At 60.8% G+C, this 13,788-nt stretch carries 14 protein-coding genes; 10 read left to right on the forward strand and 4 right to left on the reverse strand.

Translation table 11 applies throughout. The annotated features are described in order from the left end of the window. Nucleotides 1-48 precede the first annotated feature (48 nt). The gene (locus C5P05_RS17025) at nt 49-927 is read left to right on the forward strand and encodes a neutral zinc metallopeptidase (protein ID WP_114971035.1); all 879 of its coding nucleotides are present in this window, start codon (nt 49-51) and stop codon (nt 925-927) included. Nucleotides 928-1,009: 82 nt separating this feature from the next. Next, on the forward strand, nt 1,010-2,551 hold the full coding sequence (locus tag C5P05_RS17030; RefSeq protein ID WP_420130758.1) for a DEAD/DEAH box helicase: 1,542 nt from the start codon (nt 1,010-1,012) through the stop codon (nt 2,549-2,551). Nucleotides 2,552-2,584: 33 nt separating this feature from the next. Here C5P05_RS17030 and C5P05_RS17035 read toward each other — a convergent pair whose 3' ends face one another. After that, nucleotides 2,585-3,439, reverse strand: a complete 855-nt coding sequence (locus C5P05_RS17035; protein ID WP_114971036.1) for a symmetrical bis(5'-nucleosyl)-tetraphosphatase — start codon at nt 3,437-3,439, stop codon at nt 2,585-2,587. 24 nt (nt 3,440-3,463) lie between these two features. Here C5P05_RS17035 and C5P05_RS17040 point away from each other — a divergent pair, with 24 nt between their 5' ends. Continuing rightward, entirely contained in the window at nt 3,464-4,768 is a 1,305-nt protein-coding gene (locus C5P05_RS17040; protein WP_114971037.1) for a hemolysin family protein, read from the forward strand. A 1-nt stretch (nt 4,769) separates the two neighbouring features. Here the strand turns inward: C5P05_RS17040 and C5P05_RS17045 are convergent, their stop codons facing one another. Beyond that, nucleotides 4,770-6,302 carry a diguanylate cyclase gene (locus C5P05_RS17045; protein WP_114971038.1) on the reverse strand — a complete coding sequence of 511 codons (1,533 nt, stop codon included), beginning with the start codon at nt 6,300-6,302 and terminating at the stop codon, nt 4,770-4,772. 447 nt (nt 6,303-6,749) lie between these two features. Next, the gene (locus C5P05_RS17050) at nt 6,750-7,064 is read right to left on the reverse strand and encodes a DUF805 domain-containing protein (protein ID WP_114971039.1); all 315 of its coding nucleotides are present in this window, start codon (nt 7,062-7,064) and stop codon (nt 6,750-6,752) included. A gap of 184 nt (nt 7,065-7,248) precedes the next feature. Here C5P05_RS17050 and C5P05_RS17055 point away from each other — a divergent pair, with 184 nt between their 5' ends. The 4 genes from C5P05_RS17055 to C5P05_RS17070 all read left to right on the forward strand — a co-directional run bounded on the left by C5P05_RS17055 (nt 7,249) and on the right by C5P05_RS17070 (nt 10,133). Continuing rightward, a complete protein-coding gene (locus C5P05_RS17055; protein ID WP_114971040.1) occupies nt 7,249-7,782 on the forward strand; it encodes a glycine zipper 2TM domain-containing protein in 534 nt (177 codons plus the stop codon). 73 nt (nt 7,783-7,855) lie between these two features. Continuing rightward, nucleotides 7,856-8,080, forward strand: a complete 225-nt coding sequence (locus C5P05_RS17060; RefSeq protein ID WP_232834544.1) for a PepSY domain-containing protein — start codon at nt 7,856-7,858, stop codon at nt 8,078-8,080. A gap of 23 nt (nt 8,081-8,103) precedes the next feature. After that, nucleotides 8,104-8,775, forward strand: a complete 672-nt coding sequence (locus C5P05_RS17065; RefSeq protein ID WP_114971042.1) for a response regulator transcription factor — start codon at nt 8,104-8,106, stop codon at nt 8,773-8,775. Continuing rightward, nucleotides 8,772-10,133: an ATP-binding protein gene (locus tag C5P05_RS17070; protein WP_114971043.1), complete on the forward strand. Its 1,362-nt coding sequence runs from the start codon at nt 8,772-8,774 to the stop codon at nt 10,131-10,133. The genes C5P05_RS17065 and C5P05_RS17070 overlap by 4 nt, the downstream gene beginning before the upstream one ends. Before the next feature lie 157 nt (nt 10,134-10,290). Here C5P05_RS17070 and C5P05_RS17075 read toward each other — a convergent pair whose 3' ends face one another. Continuing rightward, complete coding sequence (locus C5P05_RS17075) at nt 10,291-11,076, reverse strand: IclR family transcriptional regulator domain-containing protein (protein WP_114971044.1); 786 nt, start codon at nt 11,074-11,076, stop codon at nt 10,291-10,293. A gap of 114 nt (nt 11,077-11,190) precedes the next feature. Here C5P05_RS17075 and C5P05_RS17080 point away from each other — a divergent pair, with 114 nt between their 5' ends. From C5P05_RS17080 to pcaF, 3 genes are read left to right on the forward strand one after another with little or no spacing between them, the layout of a single operon-like run. Then, the gene (locus tag C5P05_RS17080) at nt 11,191-11,892 is read left to right on the forward strand and encodes a 3-oxoacid CoA-transferase subunit A (RefSeq protein WP_114971045.1); all 702 of its coding nucleotides are present in this window, start codon (nt 11,191-11,193) and stop codon (nt 11,890-11,892) included. A 2-nt stretch (nt 11,893-11,894) separates the two neighbouring features. Continuing rightward, a complete protein-coding gene (locus C5P05_RS17085; protein WP_114971046.1) occupies nt 11,895-12,536 on the forward strand; it encodes a 3-oxoacid CoA-transferase subunit B in 642 nt (213 codons plus the stop codon). Nucleotides 12,537-12,574: 38 nt separating this feature from the next. Further along, a complete protein-coding gene (pcaF, locus tag C5P05_RS17090) occupies nt 12,575-13,777 on the forward strand; it encodes a 3-oxoadipyl-CoA thiolase (protein ID WP_114971047.1) in 1,203 nt (400 codons plus the stop codon). Nucleotides 13,778-13,788 lie beyond the last annotated feature (11 nt).

The following is a 13,788-nucleotide window of genomic DNA, read 5'->3' on the forward strand; positions in this document are numbered from 1 at the left end:
ACAATTGTCTTATCCGCGTTTGAACAACAGTTCACCAGGAGTCACGTCATGAAATGGGAAGGCAATCGCGAATCTGACAATGTGGAAGATCGCCGGGATGAGGGCGGTTCTTCTGGCGGGGGCGGCGGCTTTGGCGGGCGCGGCATTGGCATCGGGTCGATTGCCATAGCCCTGGTGGCATCCTACTTTCTGGGCGTCAACCCCATGACGGTGCTCAGCCTGCTCAGCGGCGGCAGCCCGGCGCCGCAGTCCCAGCAGGCCCCGGCCCACAAACCGCCAGCGGATGATCAAATGGCCAAGTTCGTGTCCACCGTGTTGGCTGATACTGAAGACGTGTGGAAAGACGTGTTCAGCAAGGGTGGGTCCACCTACCAGGAGCCCAAGCTGGTGCTGTTTCGCGGTGCCATCCCGACGGCGTGCGGACAGGGGCAGGCGGCGATGGGACCGTTTTATTGCCCTGGCGACCAAAAGGTTTATATCGACCTTGATTTTTACAAAACGCTCAAAGACCGGCTTGGTGCGCCGGGCGACTTTGCCCAGGCCTATGTGATCGCCCACGAGGTCGGCCACCATGTGCAGAATCTGCTGGGCATCAGCGCCAAGATGGACCAGATGCGGGGGCGCGTCAGTCAGACCGAATTCAACGGCTTGAGTGTGCGGCTGGAGTTGCAGGCCGACTGTTTTGCCGGCGTGTGGGCTAACCACGCGCAGGCAGCCCGGCAGTTGCTGGAGCAGGGTGATGTGGAAGAGGCCATGAACGCGGCCGCCAAGATTGGCGATGACGCTTTGCAGCGCGCTGGTGGCGGTGCCGTGGTGCCCGACAGCTTCACCCATGGCACCAGCGCGCAGCGCCAGCGTTGGTTCGATAACGGCCTGAAAAATGGCAGCATCAAGCGCTGCGACACGTTTTCCGCACGTCAATTGTGATATATGGGGGATAATAGGGGTTTGCCCCAGTCCGTGGGGTGCAATTAGCTATCGAATTGATAGCATTTGACCTTGGCTATGAATGACCGATTTAAACTCTGACCTTACCGCTGATTTGACCCTTGATACCTTGCCCATGGCCTTTGCCCAGCTGCAATTGGCTGCACCACTGGCCCGCGCCGTGGCTGACATGGGCTACGAGTCCATGACTCCCATCCAGGCTCAAGCCATTCCGGTGGTCTTGCAGGGTCGTGATGTGATGGGCGCCGCCCAAACCGGTACCGGTAAGACGGCCGCTTTCGCACTGCCTCTGTTGCAGCGCATGCTCCGCCACGAGAGCAGCTCGACCTCACCCGCCCGTCATCCCGTGCGCGCACTGGTGTTGCTGCCTACGCGCGAACTGGCTGACCAGGTTGCGCAGGCCATCAAGGATTACGCCAAATACACCCAGTTGCGCAGTGCCGTGGTGTTCGGTGGCATGGACATGAAGCCCCAGACCATCGAGCTGAAAAAGGGCGTGGAAATTCTGGTCGCCACACCGGGCCGTTTGCTGGATCACATTGAAGCCAAGAATGCCGTGCTCAACCAGGTCGAATATGTCGTTCTGGACGAGGCCGACCGCATGCTGGACATCGGTTTCCTGCCTGATTTGCAGCGCATCCTGAGCTACCTGCCCAAGCAGCGCATCACGCTTTTGTTCTCGGCCACGTTCTCGTCCGAGATCAAACGTCTGGCCAGCAGCTACCTGCAGGACCCGGTAACCATTGAAGTGGCGCGTTCCAACGCCACCGCCTCCACCGTGGAGCAGCACTTCTACAGCGTGGGCGACGACGACAAACGTCACGCTCTGCACCAGATACTGAAACAACGCGGCATGAAGCAGGCCTTTGTGTTTGTCAACAGCAAACTGGGCTGCGCCCGCCTGGCCCGTTCGCTGGAGCGTGAAGGCCTAAAAACCACCGCACTGCACGGTGACAAGAGCCAGGATGAGCGGTTAAAGGCCCTCGACTCCTTCAAGAAAGGGGAGGTCGATTTGTTGGTGTGCACTGACGTGGCCGCCCGCGGGCTGGACATCAAGGACGTGCCTGCGGTGTTCAACTTCGATGTGCCCTTCAATGCCGAAGATTACGTCCACCGCATTGGGCGCACGGGGCGCGCCGGTGCAGCAGGTCTGGCGGTCACATTCGTTTCCAAGAGCGATGCCCGACTGGTGGGCGACATCGAGAAGCTCATCAAAACCAAGATTGAGCTTGAGGCCGTCGAGTTTGACGAAGATGTGCCTGACATCCGCAAGCAGGGCCGCATCAACGACGGTCGTCGCATGTATGCCGAAGGTGCGCAAGACGACTCTCGCGCCGGTGGGCAGCGGTTGAGCGCCGTTCGGGATGTGGCGCATGAAGGGCAGTTTGCCCGCCAGGAGCGTCCCCCGCGTCGTGATTACTCGCGTCCCGCCCCAGCGTCGCGCGATCCGTTCTTTGACAAGCCGTACGAACCGGCACCTGCTGCCGCGACTGCCCCTTCCTGGGAAGCGACCGCAGCCCATCACGGCACGCGCAGCATCTCGGCCAACATCAAGCCGAAGCGCCGGGTGGCCGCCTTGTTCAAGGCCGAACTGACGTCTTGATGTGAAAGCTGGCCCGGCTAACGCGCCGGGACCTTAACCCGGTTTTTGGGCTTGTTCACACTTCACTTGAATCAGCTCTTGCGTTAGTGTGGCGCCGGTCTTGGTGCCACCCAAGCGCAGCGCGCTCAGACAGCCACCCCAAACGCAACCGGTGTCCAGTGACAGGACATCGGGCCGATTCAGCCAGCCCAGTGTCGACCAATGACCGAATGCCACGGTGATGTCGGCCGTCTTCCGCCCTGCAATGTCAAACCACGGCAGGTAGCCCTCAGGTGCCGAGTTGGCGCCATCCGTAGTGGTGAACTCCATTTGTCCATCCGGTGTGCAAAAACGCAACCGGGTGAGTGCGTTCACCACCGCACGCAGCCGGGCGGCACCCGTCAGCGAGTCATCCCAGCGGTCTGACTCGTTGCCATACATCTGGAGCAGGAAGTCGCCCAGGTCCGGGCTGCGCAACACTGCCTCCACCTCGGCGGCAAGCGCTATTGTTTTGGTAGCTGTCCACGCAGGCAGGACGCCGGCATGGACCATTAATACCTCATGACCGGCCACGTCTTGCAGAATCGCCATGCGTTGCCAGCGCAACCAGTCCAGCATCGCCTGCCGGTCGGGGGCGTCCAGAATGCCATTCAAGGTGTCTTTTCGACTCAGTTTACGCACGCCATGGGCAATGGCCAGCAGGTGCAGGTCGTGGTTGCCCAGCACACACTGCACTGCCGCACCGTAGCCCATCACGCGGCGCAGCACGCCAGCCGAGTCCGGTCCGCGGTTGACCAGATCACCGAGCAGGTAAAGCGTGTCCCGGCTCGCCGAGAATGAAATTTCGTCCAGCAGCCGCTGCAGGGCGCTGTCGCAACCCTGTACGTCGCCAATAAGGTAGAGTGCCATGGTGTTTATTTTCGCTTCTGTTTCATGGAATTTTTGCTGATTGTTTTTCTCACCCTGCTCAATGGTGTGTTTGCGATGTCGGAACTGGCCCTGGCCGCGAGCCGCAAAGCGCGGCTCAACGGCATGGCCGAGACCGGTGACAAAGGGGCGCAAGCGGCGCTGACGCTGCTGGGTAATCCCAACCAGTTTTTATCAACGGTGCAGGTCGGCATTACCTCCATCGGCGTGCTCAATGGCATTGTGGGTGAGGCTGCATTCAGTCCCGGCGTAGCAGCGTTGCTGCACGGAATAGGCTTGACCGAAAAGATGGCCGCTATTTCCGCCACCGCCATCGTGGTCACGTTGATCACCTATACGACCATTATTTTTGGTGAATTGGTCCCCAAACGCATCGGCCAGCTCTATCCCGAGCCGGTAGCCCGCTTAATGGCGCGGCCCATGTTGTGGTTGGCCACGGGTGCCAAACCATTTGTGAAATTATTGTCGGGTTCCACTGCGGCGGTTCTCAAGTTGCTGCGCATTGACACCACGGCGGTCCGCACCATGACGGAAGAGGAGATCACGGCCAGCCTGGAAGAAGGCGTGGATGCGGGCGTGATTGAGCAGCATGAGCACCAGATGGTGCAAAACGTGTTTCAGCTCGATGATCGGCCACTGACCTCGCTGATGGTGCCTCGGTCCGATGTGGAATGGCTCGATGCGACAAATACTGTAGTCCAAAGCTTAAAAATAGCGGGCTCAGGGGGTCGAAATGGGGCCCATTCCTGGTACCCGGTTTGCCGTGGCTCGCTCGATGACGTCGTTGGAAAGATCAGTATTGGGCGCTTGCTGGAATTGGGCCCCGAGACGCCGGGCTCGATTGAGGCTTACGTCACACCGGCTTCTTTTGTACCTGAGACCCTGAGCGGCATGGAATTGCTGGAGCAGTTTCGCGCCAAGGCAGGCCGGTTTGTGCTGGTCGTGGATGAATATGGCGTGGTGCAGGGCTTGCTGACGCCGCGAGACTTGCTGGAGGCCATTACCGGTGAGTTGCAGCCGGGGGCACAGATTGATGCCTGGGCCACGCAGCGCGAAGATGGCTCGTGGCTGCTGGATGGCGTCATGCCGGTGGGCGAACTCAAGGTGCGCCTCGATATTGAAGATCTGCCCGAGGAAGACCGTGGCCGCTACAACACGGTGGCGGGTCTACTCATGTCGGTCTCGGGTCATCTGCCATCCATCGGTGAGCGCATCGAGTGCGAGGGCTGGCTGTTCGAGGTCGTTGACCTGGACGGCAAGCGCATTGACAAGGTGCTGGCGACCCCGCTTGCCGGGCTGGGCGCGGCCTGATTCAAACGCGCGTGATCACGCAGTTGCGCCCGCTGTTTTTGGCGTCATAGAGTGCCTCGTCGGCTTCCTTGATCAGTGCTTCTGCGTTGGCCGGAACGCTGAGCTGGGACACACCGGCGGAAAAAGTGGCGTCAAACCAGGTGTCCCCAAGGGCGTACTGGATCAGGCTGAAATCGCGACGAATGAGGTCGAGCCTCTCAAAGGCCTGATCGGCGCTGGAGCCTGGCAAAATCACCAGGAACTCCTCGCCGCCATAGCGACCCACGAGATCAGTCTTGCGTAGGCGCTGCTTCAGGATCCAGGCCAGGCTTCGGATCACCTGATCGCCCATGGGGTGACCGTATTTGTCATTGACGGCTTTGAAATGATCAATATCGATCATGGCCACCGCCAGCTGTCCCTTGGTGGCGCTGGCAGCATTGACAGCTGCCGCCAGTCGTTCTTTGACGGTGCGGTGGTTGAGCAGGCCGGTCAGCCCGTCATGCAGCATGGAACGGCGCAGCGCCCGGTAGCGTTCTATCTTGCTCTTCACAACCGCGTTCAGGAACACCGGGTTGAACGGTTTGGTGAGAAAGTGATCCCCGCCCATGCGCATCGCGTCCACCTGCAGCGCCATATCGCCATCGCCGGACAGATAGATGACGGGCGTTGACAGAAACTCGGCATGCTGGCGGATTACGCGCGTGGCTTCCACGCCGGTACAGTCCGGCATGTACATGTCCATCAGGATCAGGTCCGGCTGAAAGCTTCGCAGTCCGGTCAGGACCTCGGCCGGGTTTGTCACGGCAAGCGATTCAATCCCACTCTGGCTCAGCGTGCGCTGAATGGACTTGCTGGCCGTCAAGGAGTCCTCCACCACCAGTACGCGGTAGGGTGGCTCTTCCTCATTGCTGCACAACTCGATGATCTTGGCCAGGATGACCGCCTGGGGCGTGGCGACCGCAAAGCAGAAGTCGCAACCCGCCTTCAGCGCGGCCTTGAGGCTGTTGAAATCAGTGAGGAACTTGGCGGCAATCAGCTTGCTGGCCGCGAAGCGGGTGCGCGTGGCCTTGATGTGCTCGCACGCTTCGTCCAGCGTCATGCCTTGCGTGTCCAACAGCACGATAGTCGGCTCTTCGGCATTGGGCGGGACCCTTTGCCAAGGGTAAGCCTCGGCCCGGATGCTGAAGTATTCAAGCTGAGTCATCAGGGCGCGCCATTGGCTGGCCATGTTGCCGACCACCCAGACCCGGTGGGTTGGCGTCAGATCGGACGAAATTTCAGTCTCATGGCGTGCACGCCGATGCTCGATCGGACGGCTGTTGCTGCCAATGAACTGGATGACCCGCTCGGTGAGCCCTTCGATCTGGCTGCGCAAACCGTCCAGCGTGCCTGGCGCTATCTGGTGCCTGTCGGCATCATCAAACAGCGCCAGCACTTCCTGCTCCAGGCGGTGTGACATTCGGTACAGGCCCGACAAGCCCTTACCCTGCAGAAACTCGGAGAAGCTGGACAGACAAACCGCGAACTCGACAAACAGCTCAAAGCTGGGCAACGCAATATAGGTCCGCCATTTGAGGTGAAGTTCATCGCTTTTTTTCTGGAGCTCAGCGGGGGGGGCATGCCATTGGTTTTTATTGTCCAGACGTTAAGCGGTGAATTATGGCAGTGCCTTGATCAGGCCCGCCTGGCAACAAGATCACAACTCCAGTCAGTGGCTGGGTGGCGAACGAAGCAGTTTGGAGGCGAGAAACATGGGAATAGATTCTCGCTGAATTAGCTGCCTTGAATCGGGCAGATCATTGCGTCAGGTCAACGGACCCCCGCGATCGTTCTGACCCAGGCAATTTAGACGGGGTGGTGGGTGCATAAACTCCCTCCCACCGACCCCTCGCCGAGACGCAATAGAAATGCGTCATGACTGTGTACAGTATTGGTGAAACCTCCGGCTCACAAGATGCGAAAACTCAAAAGTCCATCAACTTTCAGGTGTGATCTGGCATTACGTTTCAGTTCCAGCTTGCCCCTCTTGGGCCAACAAGAACAGCAAGACAATGAAGCCAACCAAAGGCACGAGTACAAGCAATTGCCACCAGCCAGTCCGGTTGGTGTCGTGCAGTCTTCGGGTTGCCGCTGCAATGGAAGGAAGCAACGTCGCCAGCGTAAACAGGGCACTCAGTTTGGGACTGATCACGGAAGCTGCCGCACTGACCAGGAAAATGAAGAGAACAAACCACCAGTATTCGGAGCGGGACGCTCGACCGCTGAAATCAGCGTACTTTGCGAAGCAGACCTTCACGGATTCTTGGAATGTCATGGCGTCTCTTTGGTGAATTTGCGTTGTTGATATTCGTGCCAGTTTAACGATAGCGCATTGCATTGTGGTGACGCAACCGAGCAAGGGTCGGTCCGCTGGACAGGCAGACTATCTCGATTCTGTTCAGCCTCGGTTCATACAGGCACGCGCAAACTGCGTTCCATACCAACCCAAGGAGCTATTCATGAAACGTCTTGTCATTGCCAGTTTGTTTGCTACCAGTCTGCTCGGCGCCCACGCTGAAACCTATGTCGACAATGCGCGAGTTCGCAGTGCTGAACCCCAGTACGAAAACATCAATGTCCCGCGCGAAGAGTGTCGCAGTCATTGGATCAATGAACAAAGCAGCCGTCACGAAGAGCCGCAGGCTCGTCAATATGGCGGTGCCATTGTTGGTGGCCTGGCCGGTGGTGTTCTGGGGCATCAAGTCGGCGGGGGTCGCGGCAAAGACGCCGCAACCGCGTTGGGCGTGGTGCTGGGCGCCATCACGGGCGACCAGTTTCAAAACCGGGATCAGCGTGCCCAATATGACAATGCCCAGTACGAAAATGTTCAACGGGAAGTCAAGCGCTGCCGTACCGTCAACGAAACGCAATCACGCATCACCGGCTACCGCGTGGCCTATGAATACCGGGGCCAGAACTACACCACCTTCATGCGTAGCAACCCCGGCAACAGCTTGCCGGTACGCGTGACGGTTGATCCGGTTCTGCAATAGTCAGCGATGGAGAGGGCAGAGTACCATTGCCTCAACCTGCTCCTTCTGACCTCACCACACCATGAAAATGTTTATGACCCTGATCAGCGCCTTCCTGATGGCGCTGGCCCTGCCTGCTTGGGCGGACGTCAGCCGCGATGACGCAGCGAGCAAGGCGCAGCAAGCCAGTGGCGGGCGCGTCCTGGCGGTAGAGAAAGCAGAGCGCGATGGTCGCCCGCTCTGGCGCGTGAAGGTGCTCACCCCAAAGGGTGAAGTCAAAGTGATCCTGATCGACGCCGCCAGCGGGCGCTCGCTCTAGGCGAGTCCGGGGCCAGAGGTTTTATGCGCTTGCTAGTGATTGAGGACGATGCGGTGTTGCGACTTGGCCTGAAGCGCCAACTCGAAGCGGACGGCTACCGTGTCGATATGGCCGCCGACGGCGAGGACGGTTTGTTTCAGGCCCGCGAATACCCTTTGGATCTCGCCATCGTGGACTTGGGTCTGCCCAAGGTGAACGGCTTGACGGTGGTGCAGACCCTGCGCGCCGAAGGCCGAACCCTGCCGATCTTGATCCTGACCGCACGCGGCAGCTGGCAGGACAAAGTGCAGGGTCTCGAAGCGGGCGCCGACGACTATCTGGTCAAACCGTTTGAGTACCCGGAATTGGCGGCTCGCGTCAAGGCATTGCTGCGGCGCTCGCTCAAAGCCACATCGGATGTACTCAAGCTGGGCGCTTTGAGCATTGATTTTTCGGCCCAAACCGCCCGGCTCCATGAGCTGGCTCTTGAACTGACCACCTTCGAATACCGGGTGCTGGAATACCTGGTGCGTGAGCGCGCCAGGGTGGTGAGCAAGCAAGAGCTGTCGGACTACCTGTACCCGCACGACGAAGACCGTGACAGCAATGTGCTGGAAGTTCTGGTGGGGCGGCTGCGGCGCAAGCTCGATCCCGAGGGCACGCTTGTGCCGATTGAAACGCTGCGCGGGCGCGGTTACCGCTTCGTGCTGCAGTGAAGGCCCCACTCTCCATCCGCGCGCGCCTGGTTTGGGGTGGATTTCTGGTGTTGCTGGCCTTTCTGGCCGGGGCCGGCTGGGCTGTGCAACAGGCTTACATTGACAGCGTACGCGCAGCCCGCTTTGCCCGTTTGCAAACCACGGTTTATCTGCTGATGGCCGGTACCGAACTCAATGCAAAGGGTTCGCTGGTCATGCCCGCGACGCTGGCCGAGCCGCGCCTGTCCTTGCCTGCCTCAGGCTTGTACGCCAACATTGCCAACGTGGACAAAAATGAAGAGTGGCAATCCTCGTCCACACTGGGGCTCAATCTACCGTTTCAGCGCCAGCAGGCGGCGGGCCAATGGCACTTTGACACCGTCGTCGCGCCCCAAGCGCAGAGCGCCGACCAAGGCAAAACAGGCCGCGCATTTCTGGCCGCAAGTTACGCCGTCAAGTGGTCTGTCAACGACCGGGTGGCACCCCTGGTTTTTTCCGTGCTGGAAGACGCGACCGAGTTTGATCGCGAACTGCAAGCCTTCGCGCGCACGCTATGGAGCTGGCTGGGCGGCACCGGGCTGCTGCTGTTACTCACCCAGGCTTTGCTGCTGCGCTGGGGTCTGGCTCCCTTGAGGCGGATGACACGGGAGATCCAGCACATTGAGAAAGGCGAGCAGGCCAAGGTCGAGGGCTCATACCCGAGCGAACTCGCCGGACTCACCCACAACCTCAATGTCCTGATGGACCAGGAGCGGGCGCGGCAAACACGCTACAAAGATGCGCTTGACGACCTCGCCCACAGCCTCAAAACACCGCTCGCGGTATTGCGCGCCGCGCTCAACGAACCCGGCGAATTGCCCAGCATGGTGGCGCAACAAATCACCCGCATGGATGACATCGTCGTGCACCAGCTGGGCCGGGCTGGCGCCAGTGGCGCTGCGCGCTTTGCGCCGCATCTGGCGCTGGCGCCCATCCTGAATCGGATACGCGACACGCTGGCCAAGGTCTACGTTGAAAAGAACCTGGTCTTTACCGTGGATTGCCCGGCGGAGTTGACTTGGCGGATCGACGAAGGAGATGCCTTCGAAATCCTGGGCAACGTGCTCGACAACGCGGCCAAGTGGGCCAGACAACATGTGTCGGCGCACATCTGGCTTGACAACAAGCGCCTGTGCATCCGCGTCTCGGACGATGGTCCGGGGTTTATCGATCCACAGGCCGTGCTGCAGCGGCGTGTGCGGCTGGATGAGCGGGTACCCGGTCATGGCATCGGTCTGGCCGTGGTCAGAGACCTGGTCGCCAGCCATCAAGGCGAACTAGCGATTTCGCACGCCGAAGCGGGTGGCGCACAGCTGGACATTGTCTTGCCAGCGGCATGAACTGGTCGCTATGTGCGCTGGCGTCCAGACTTGAATTGTGATGGCAGCTACATTTCAAACGGGTCTCCAATCCCCCGCCTTTGTTCCTCTGTCAAAAGCGTGGCCCGAAAGGGCTTAAGTCCAGTCTGAACCGCTGGACTTTTTTTTTGTCTTGGCTTTAGTTCAACATCCGCGAGATGCGGCGGGCACTTGCGAGCAAGGCGGGCAGTAGGCTGTCCTGGGCCTCTTGGGCATTGGTACGATTGGCTTGCCCGCTGACATTGATGGCCGCAATCGTGCGCCCGGCGCGGTTGGTAATGGGCGCTGCAATCGAAATCAGGCCTTCTTCGAGCTCCTGATCGACCAGGCACCAGCCCTGCTGGCGCGTTTGCTGGATTTTGGCCAGCACCGCATCGAGTGCGGTGACGGTGTAGCGGGTGAGGGGTCGCCGGTCAGACGCTTGCAGGCGCACCATCAGCTCATCGTCCGGCAAACCGGCCAGCAACACCCGGCCCAGTGAGGTGCAATAGGCCGGCAGGCGCGAACCCACCCCCAGGGTGTTGCGCATGATCTTGTGGGTTGGCACGCGCAGCACGTAAACAATGTCGCTGCCGTCCAGCACGGCGGCGGAGCAAGACTCCTTGACCAGTTCCACCAACTCTTCCATCACCGGCTCGGCCAGGTTCCAGATCGGCATGGATGACAGGTAGGCAAAGCCCAGATCCAGAATCCGCGCGGTGAGCCGAAACAGCTTGCCATCGCTTTCCACATAACCCAGTGTTTGCAGCGTCAGCAGGATGCGGCGTGCGCCGGCACGACTCAGGCCGCTGCGCTCGGCCACCTGGGTCAGGGTTTGCTGCGGCGCCTGCGCGCTGAACGAGCGGATCACCTCCAGCCCGCGCGCGAAGGACTGCACATAGCTGTCGCCAGGTTGGGGCGAGGGCGGGTTGGCGAGGGTTTGCATGGTGTTTTTAAAATCGTTTAAAATTCATTATACGAACATTTGTTCTTTAGGTGAACAAATGTTTGCCACTTAGCCAGTCCGCTGGCGTCAAGTCGAACCCTCTGGAGACTGTGCATGATCAACAAAATCGCCACCTCGGTGGCCGACGCGCTGGCCGACGTCAAGGACGGCGCCACCGTCATGATTGGCGGCTTCGGCACTGCCGGAATTCCCAATGAGCTTATCGACGGACTGATCGCGCAGGGGGCGACCGACCTCACCGTGGTGAACAACAACGCCGGCAACGGCGACGCCGGGCTGGCGGCGCTGCTCAAGGCCGGGCGCGTGCGCAAGATCATCTGCAGCTTTCCGCGCCAGGCCGACAGCCAGGTGTTCGACGCGCTGTACCGCAGCGGCCAGCTGGAGCTGGAACTGGTGCCGCAAGGCAATCTGGCCGAGCGCATCCGGGCGGCGGGCGCCGGCATTGGCGCCTTCTTCACGCCGACCGGCTACGGGACCGAGTTGGCGCGGGACAAGGAAACGCGCGAAATCAATGGCAAGCACTACGTGCTGGAGCACCCAATTTACGGCGATGTGGCCCTCATCAAGGCCGAGTGCGGCGACCGCTGGGGCAACCTGACGTACCGCATGGCAGCGCGCAATTTTGGCCCGGTAATGGCCATGGCCTGCAAGAAAACGGTGGCCACGGTGCATGAGATTTCAGAATTGGGCGAACTCAATCCCGAGCACATCGTGACCCCCGGCATCTTCGTCCACCAGATCGTCAAGATCGAACGCCAGGCCACGCAGGCCGGTGGTTTCAAAAAGGCGGCCTGAGCATGAGCTACCAGAAACGAAGCAAAGACCAACTCGCCGCGCGTGTTGCGCAGGACATTCACGAGGGCGCCACCGTCAACCTCGGCATCGGCATGCCCACGCTGGTGGCCAATCACATTCCCGCCAGCCGCGAGGTGCTGCTGCACAGCGAAAACGGCATTCTGGGCATGGGCCCGGCCCCCGCTGCCGGCGAAGAAGATTACGACTTGATCAACGCCGGCAAGCAGCCGGTGACCCTGCTCAAGGGCGGCTCCTACTTTCACCACGCCGACAGCTTTGCCATGATGCGCGGCGGCCATCTGGACATCTGCGTGCTGGGTGCCTTTCAAGTGTCGGCCACCGGCGATCTGGCCAACTGGCACACCGGCGAGAAAGACGCGATTCCCGCCGTGGGCGGCGCGATGGATCTGGCGGTGGGCGCCAAACAGACCTGGGTGATGATGGATCTGCTGACCAAGGCGGGCGCGAGCAAGGTGGTGTCGGCCTGCACCTATCCGCTGACCGGCATCGCTTGTGTCAAGCGCATCTATTCCGATCTGGCCACGCTGGCATGCACACCACAAGGGTTGAGGCTCATCGACAAGGTGGACGGGCTGGAACTCGCCGAACTGGAACAGCTGCTGGGCCTGCCGATCGGCCTTTGAAGTCACGCAACACATACTCACAACGAAACGAGGACCTTATGAACCAAGCTTTTATCTGCGACGCCATTCGCACCCCCTTCGGCCGCTACGGTGGCGCCCTGAGCAGCGTACGGGCCGACGACCTTGGCGCCATTCCGTTGAGGGCCTTGATGGCGCGCAACCCGAACGTTGACTGGCAGGCCGTGACCGACGTGATTTATGGCTGCGCCAACCAGGCCGGCGAGGACAACCGCAATGTCGCGCGCATGTCCGCCTTGCTGGCGGGGCTGCCGCTGGAGGTGCCCGGGTCAACTGTCAACCGCCTGTGCGGCTCGGGCCTGGATACCCTGGGCACGGCGGCGCGCGCCATCAAGGCGGGTGAGGCGACCTTGATGATCGCCGGCGGCGTCGAGAGCATGAGCCGCGCGCCCTTTGTCATGCCCAAAGCCGAGAGCGCTTTCAGCCGCGCCAATGCGGTCTATGACACCACCATCGGCTGGCGTTTCGTCAACAAGTTGATGAAGGCCCAGTACGGCGTGGACAGCATGCCAGAGACGGCGGAGAACGTGGCGACCGAGTTCAAGATTGAACGCGAAGCGCAAGACTTGATGGCATTCAACAGCCAGTCGCGCGCAGTTGCAGCGCAAAAGGCCGGCCACCTGGCGCGCGAAATCACAGCGGTGAGCATCGCGCAGAAAAAGGGCGAAGCCCTGATCGTGGACCAAGACGAACATCCGCGCGCCACCAGCCTGGACGTGCTGGCCAAGCTCAAGCCCATCGTGCGCCCTGACGGCACGGTGACCGCCGGCAATGCCAGCGGCGTCAACGACGGCGCCTGCGCCTTGCTGCTGGCCGATGAGGCCACCGCCGCCAAAAATGGCCTGACGCCAAGAGCCCGCGTGGTCGGCATGGCCACGGCCGGCGTGGCCCCGCGCATCATGGGCATCGGCCCGGCACCCGCAACGCAAAAGGTGCTGGCGCTCACCGGCCTGACAATTGACCAAATGGACGTGATCGAACTCAACGAAGCTTTTGCGGCGCAGGGCTTGGCGGTGCTGCGCATGCTCGGCCTGCGGGACGACGACCCGCGCGTCAACGCCTGGGGCGGCGCGATTGCGCTGGGCCATCCACTGGGGGCCTCCGGCGCCCGGCTGGCCACCACGGCCATCAACCGCTTGCACGCCACTGGCGGGCGCTACGCCCTGTGCACCATGTGCATTGGCGTGGGACAGGGCATTGCCGTCATTCTGGAGCGGGTGTGACGAGTATGAAA

It is taken from the genome of Rhodoferax ferrireducens, from assembly GCF_003347515.1.
Classification (GTDB): domain Bacteria; phylum Pseudomonadota; class Gammaproteobacteria; order Burkholderiales; family Burkholderiaceae_C; genus Rhodoferax.

Coding starts and splice junctions, on each gene's coding strand:
- C5P05_RS17080 (WP_114971045.1), top strand. CDS start 11,191: ATGATCAACAAAATCGCCACCTCGGTGGCCGACGCGCTGGCCGACGTC.
- C5P05_RS17065 (WP_114971042.1), top strand. CDS start 8,104: ATGCGCTTGCTAGTGATTGAGGACGATGCGGTGTTGCGACTTGGCCTG.
- C5P05_RS17050 (WP_114971039.1), bottom strand. CDS start 7,064: ATGACATTCCAAGAATCCGTGAAGGTCTGCTTCGCAAAGTACGCTGAT.
- C5P05_RS17030 (WP_420130758.1), top strand. CDS start 1,010: ATGACCGATTTAAACTCTGACCTTACCGCTGATTTGACCCTTGATACC.
- C5P05_RS17040 (WP_114971037.1), top strand. CDS start 3,464: ATGGAATTTTTGCTGATTGTTTTTCTCACCCTGCTCAATGGTGTGTTT.
- C5P05_RS17035 (WP_114971036.1), bottom strand. CDS start 3,439: ATGGCACTCTACCTTATTGGCGACGTACAGGGTTGCGACAGCGCCCTG.
- C5P05_RS17055 (WP_114971040.1), top strand. CDS start 7,249: ATGAAACGTCTTGTCATTGCCAGTTTGTTTGCTACCAGTCTGCTCGGC.
- C5P05_RS17085 (WP_114971046.1), top strand. CDS start 11,895: ATGAGCTACCAGAAACGAAGCAAAGACCAACTCGCCGCGCGTGTTGCG.
- C5P05_RS17060 (WP_232834544.1), top strand. CDS start 7,856: ATGACCCTGATCAGCGCCTTCCTGATGGCGCTGGCCCTGCCTGCTTGG.
- pcaF (WP_114971047.1), top strand. CDS start 12,575: ATGAACCAAGCTTTTATCTGCGACGCCATTCGCACCCCCTTCGGCCGC.
- C5P05_RS17075 (WP_114971044.1), bottom strand. CDS start 11,076: ATGCAAACCCTCGCCAACCCGCCCTCGCCCCAACCTGGCGACAGCTAT.
- C5P05_RS17025 (WP_114971035.1), top strand. CDS start 49: ATGAAATGGGAAGGCAATCGCGAATCTGACAATGTGGAAGATCGCCGG.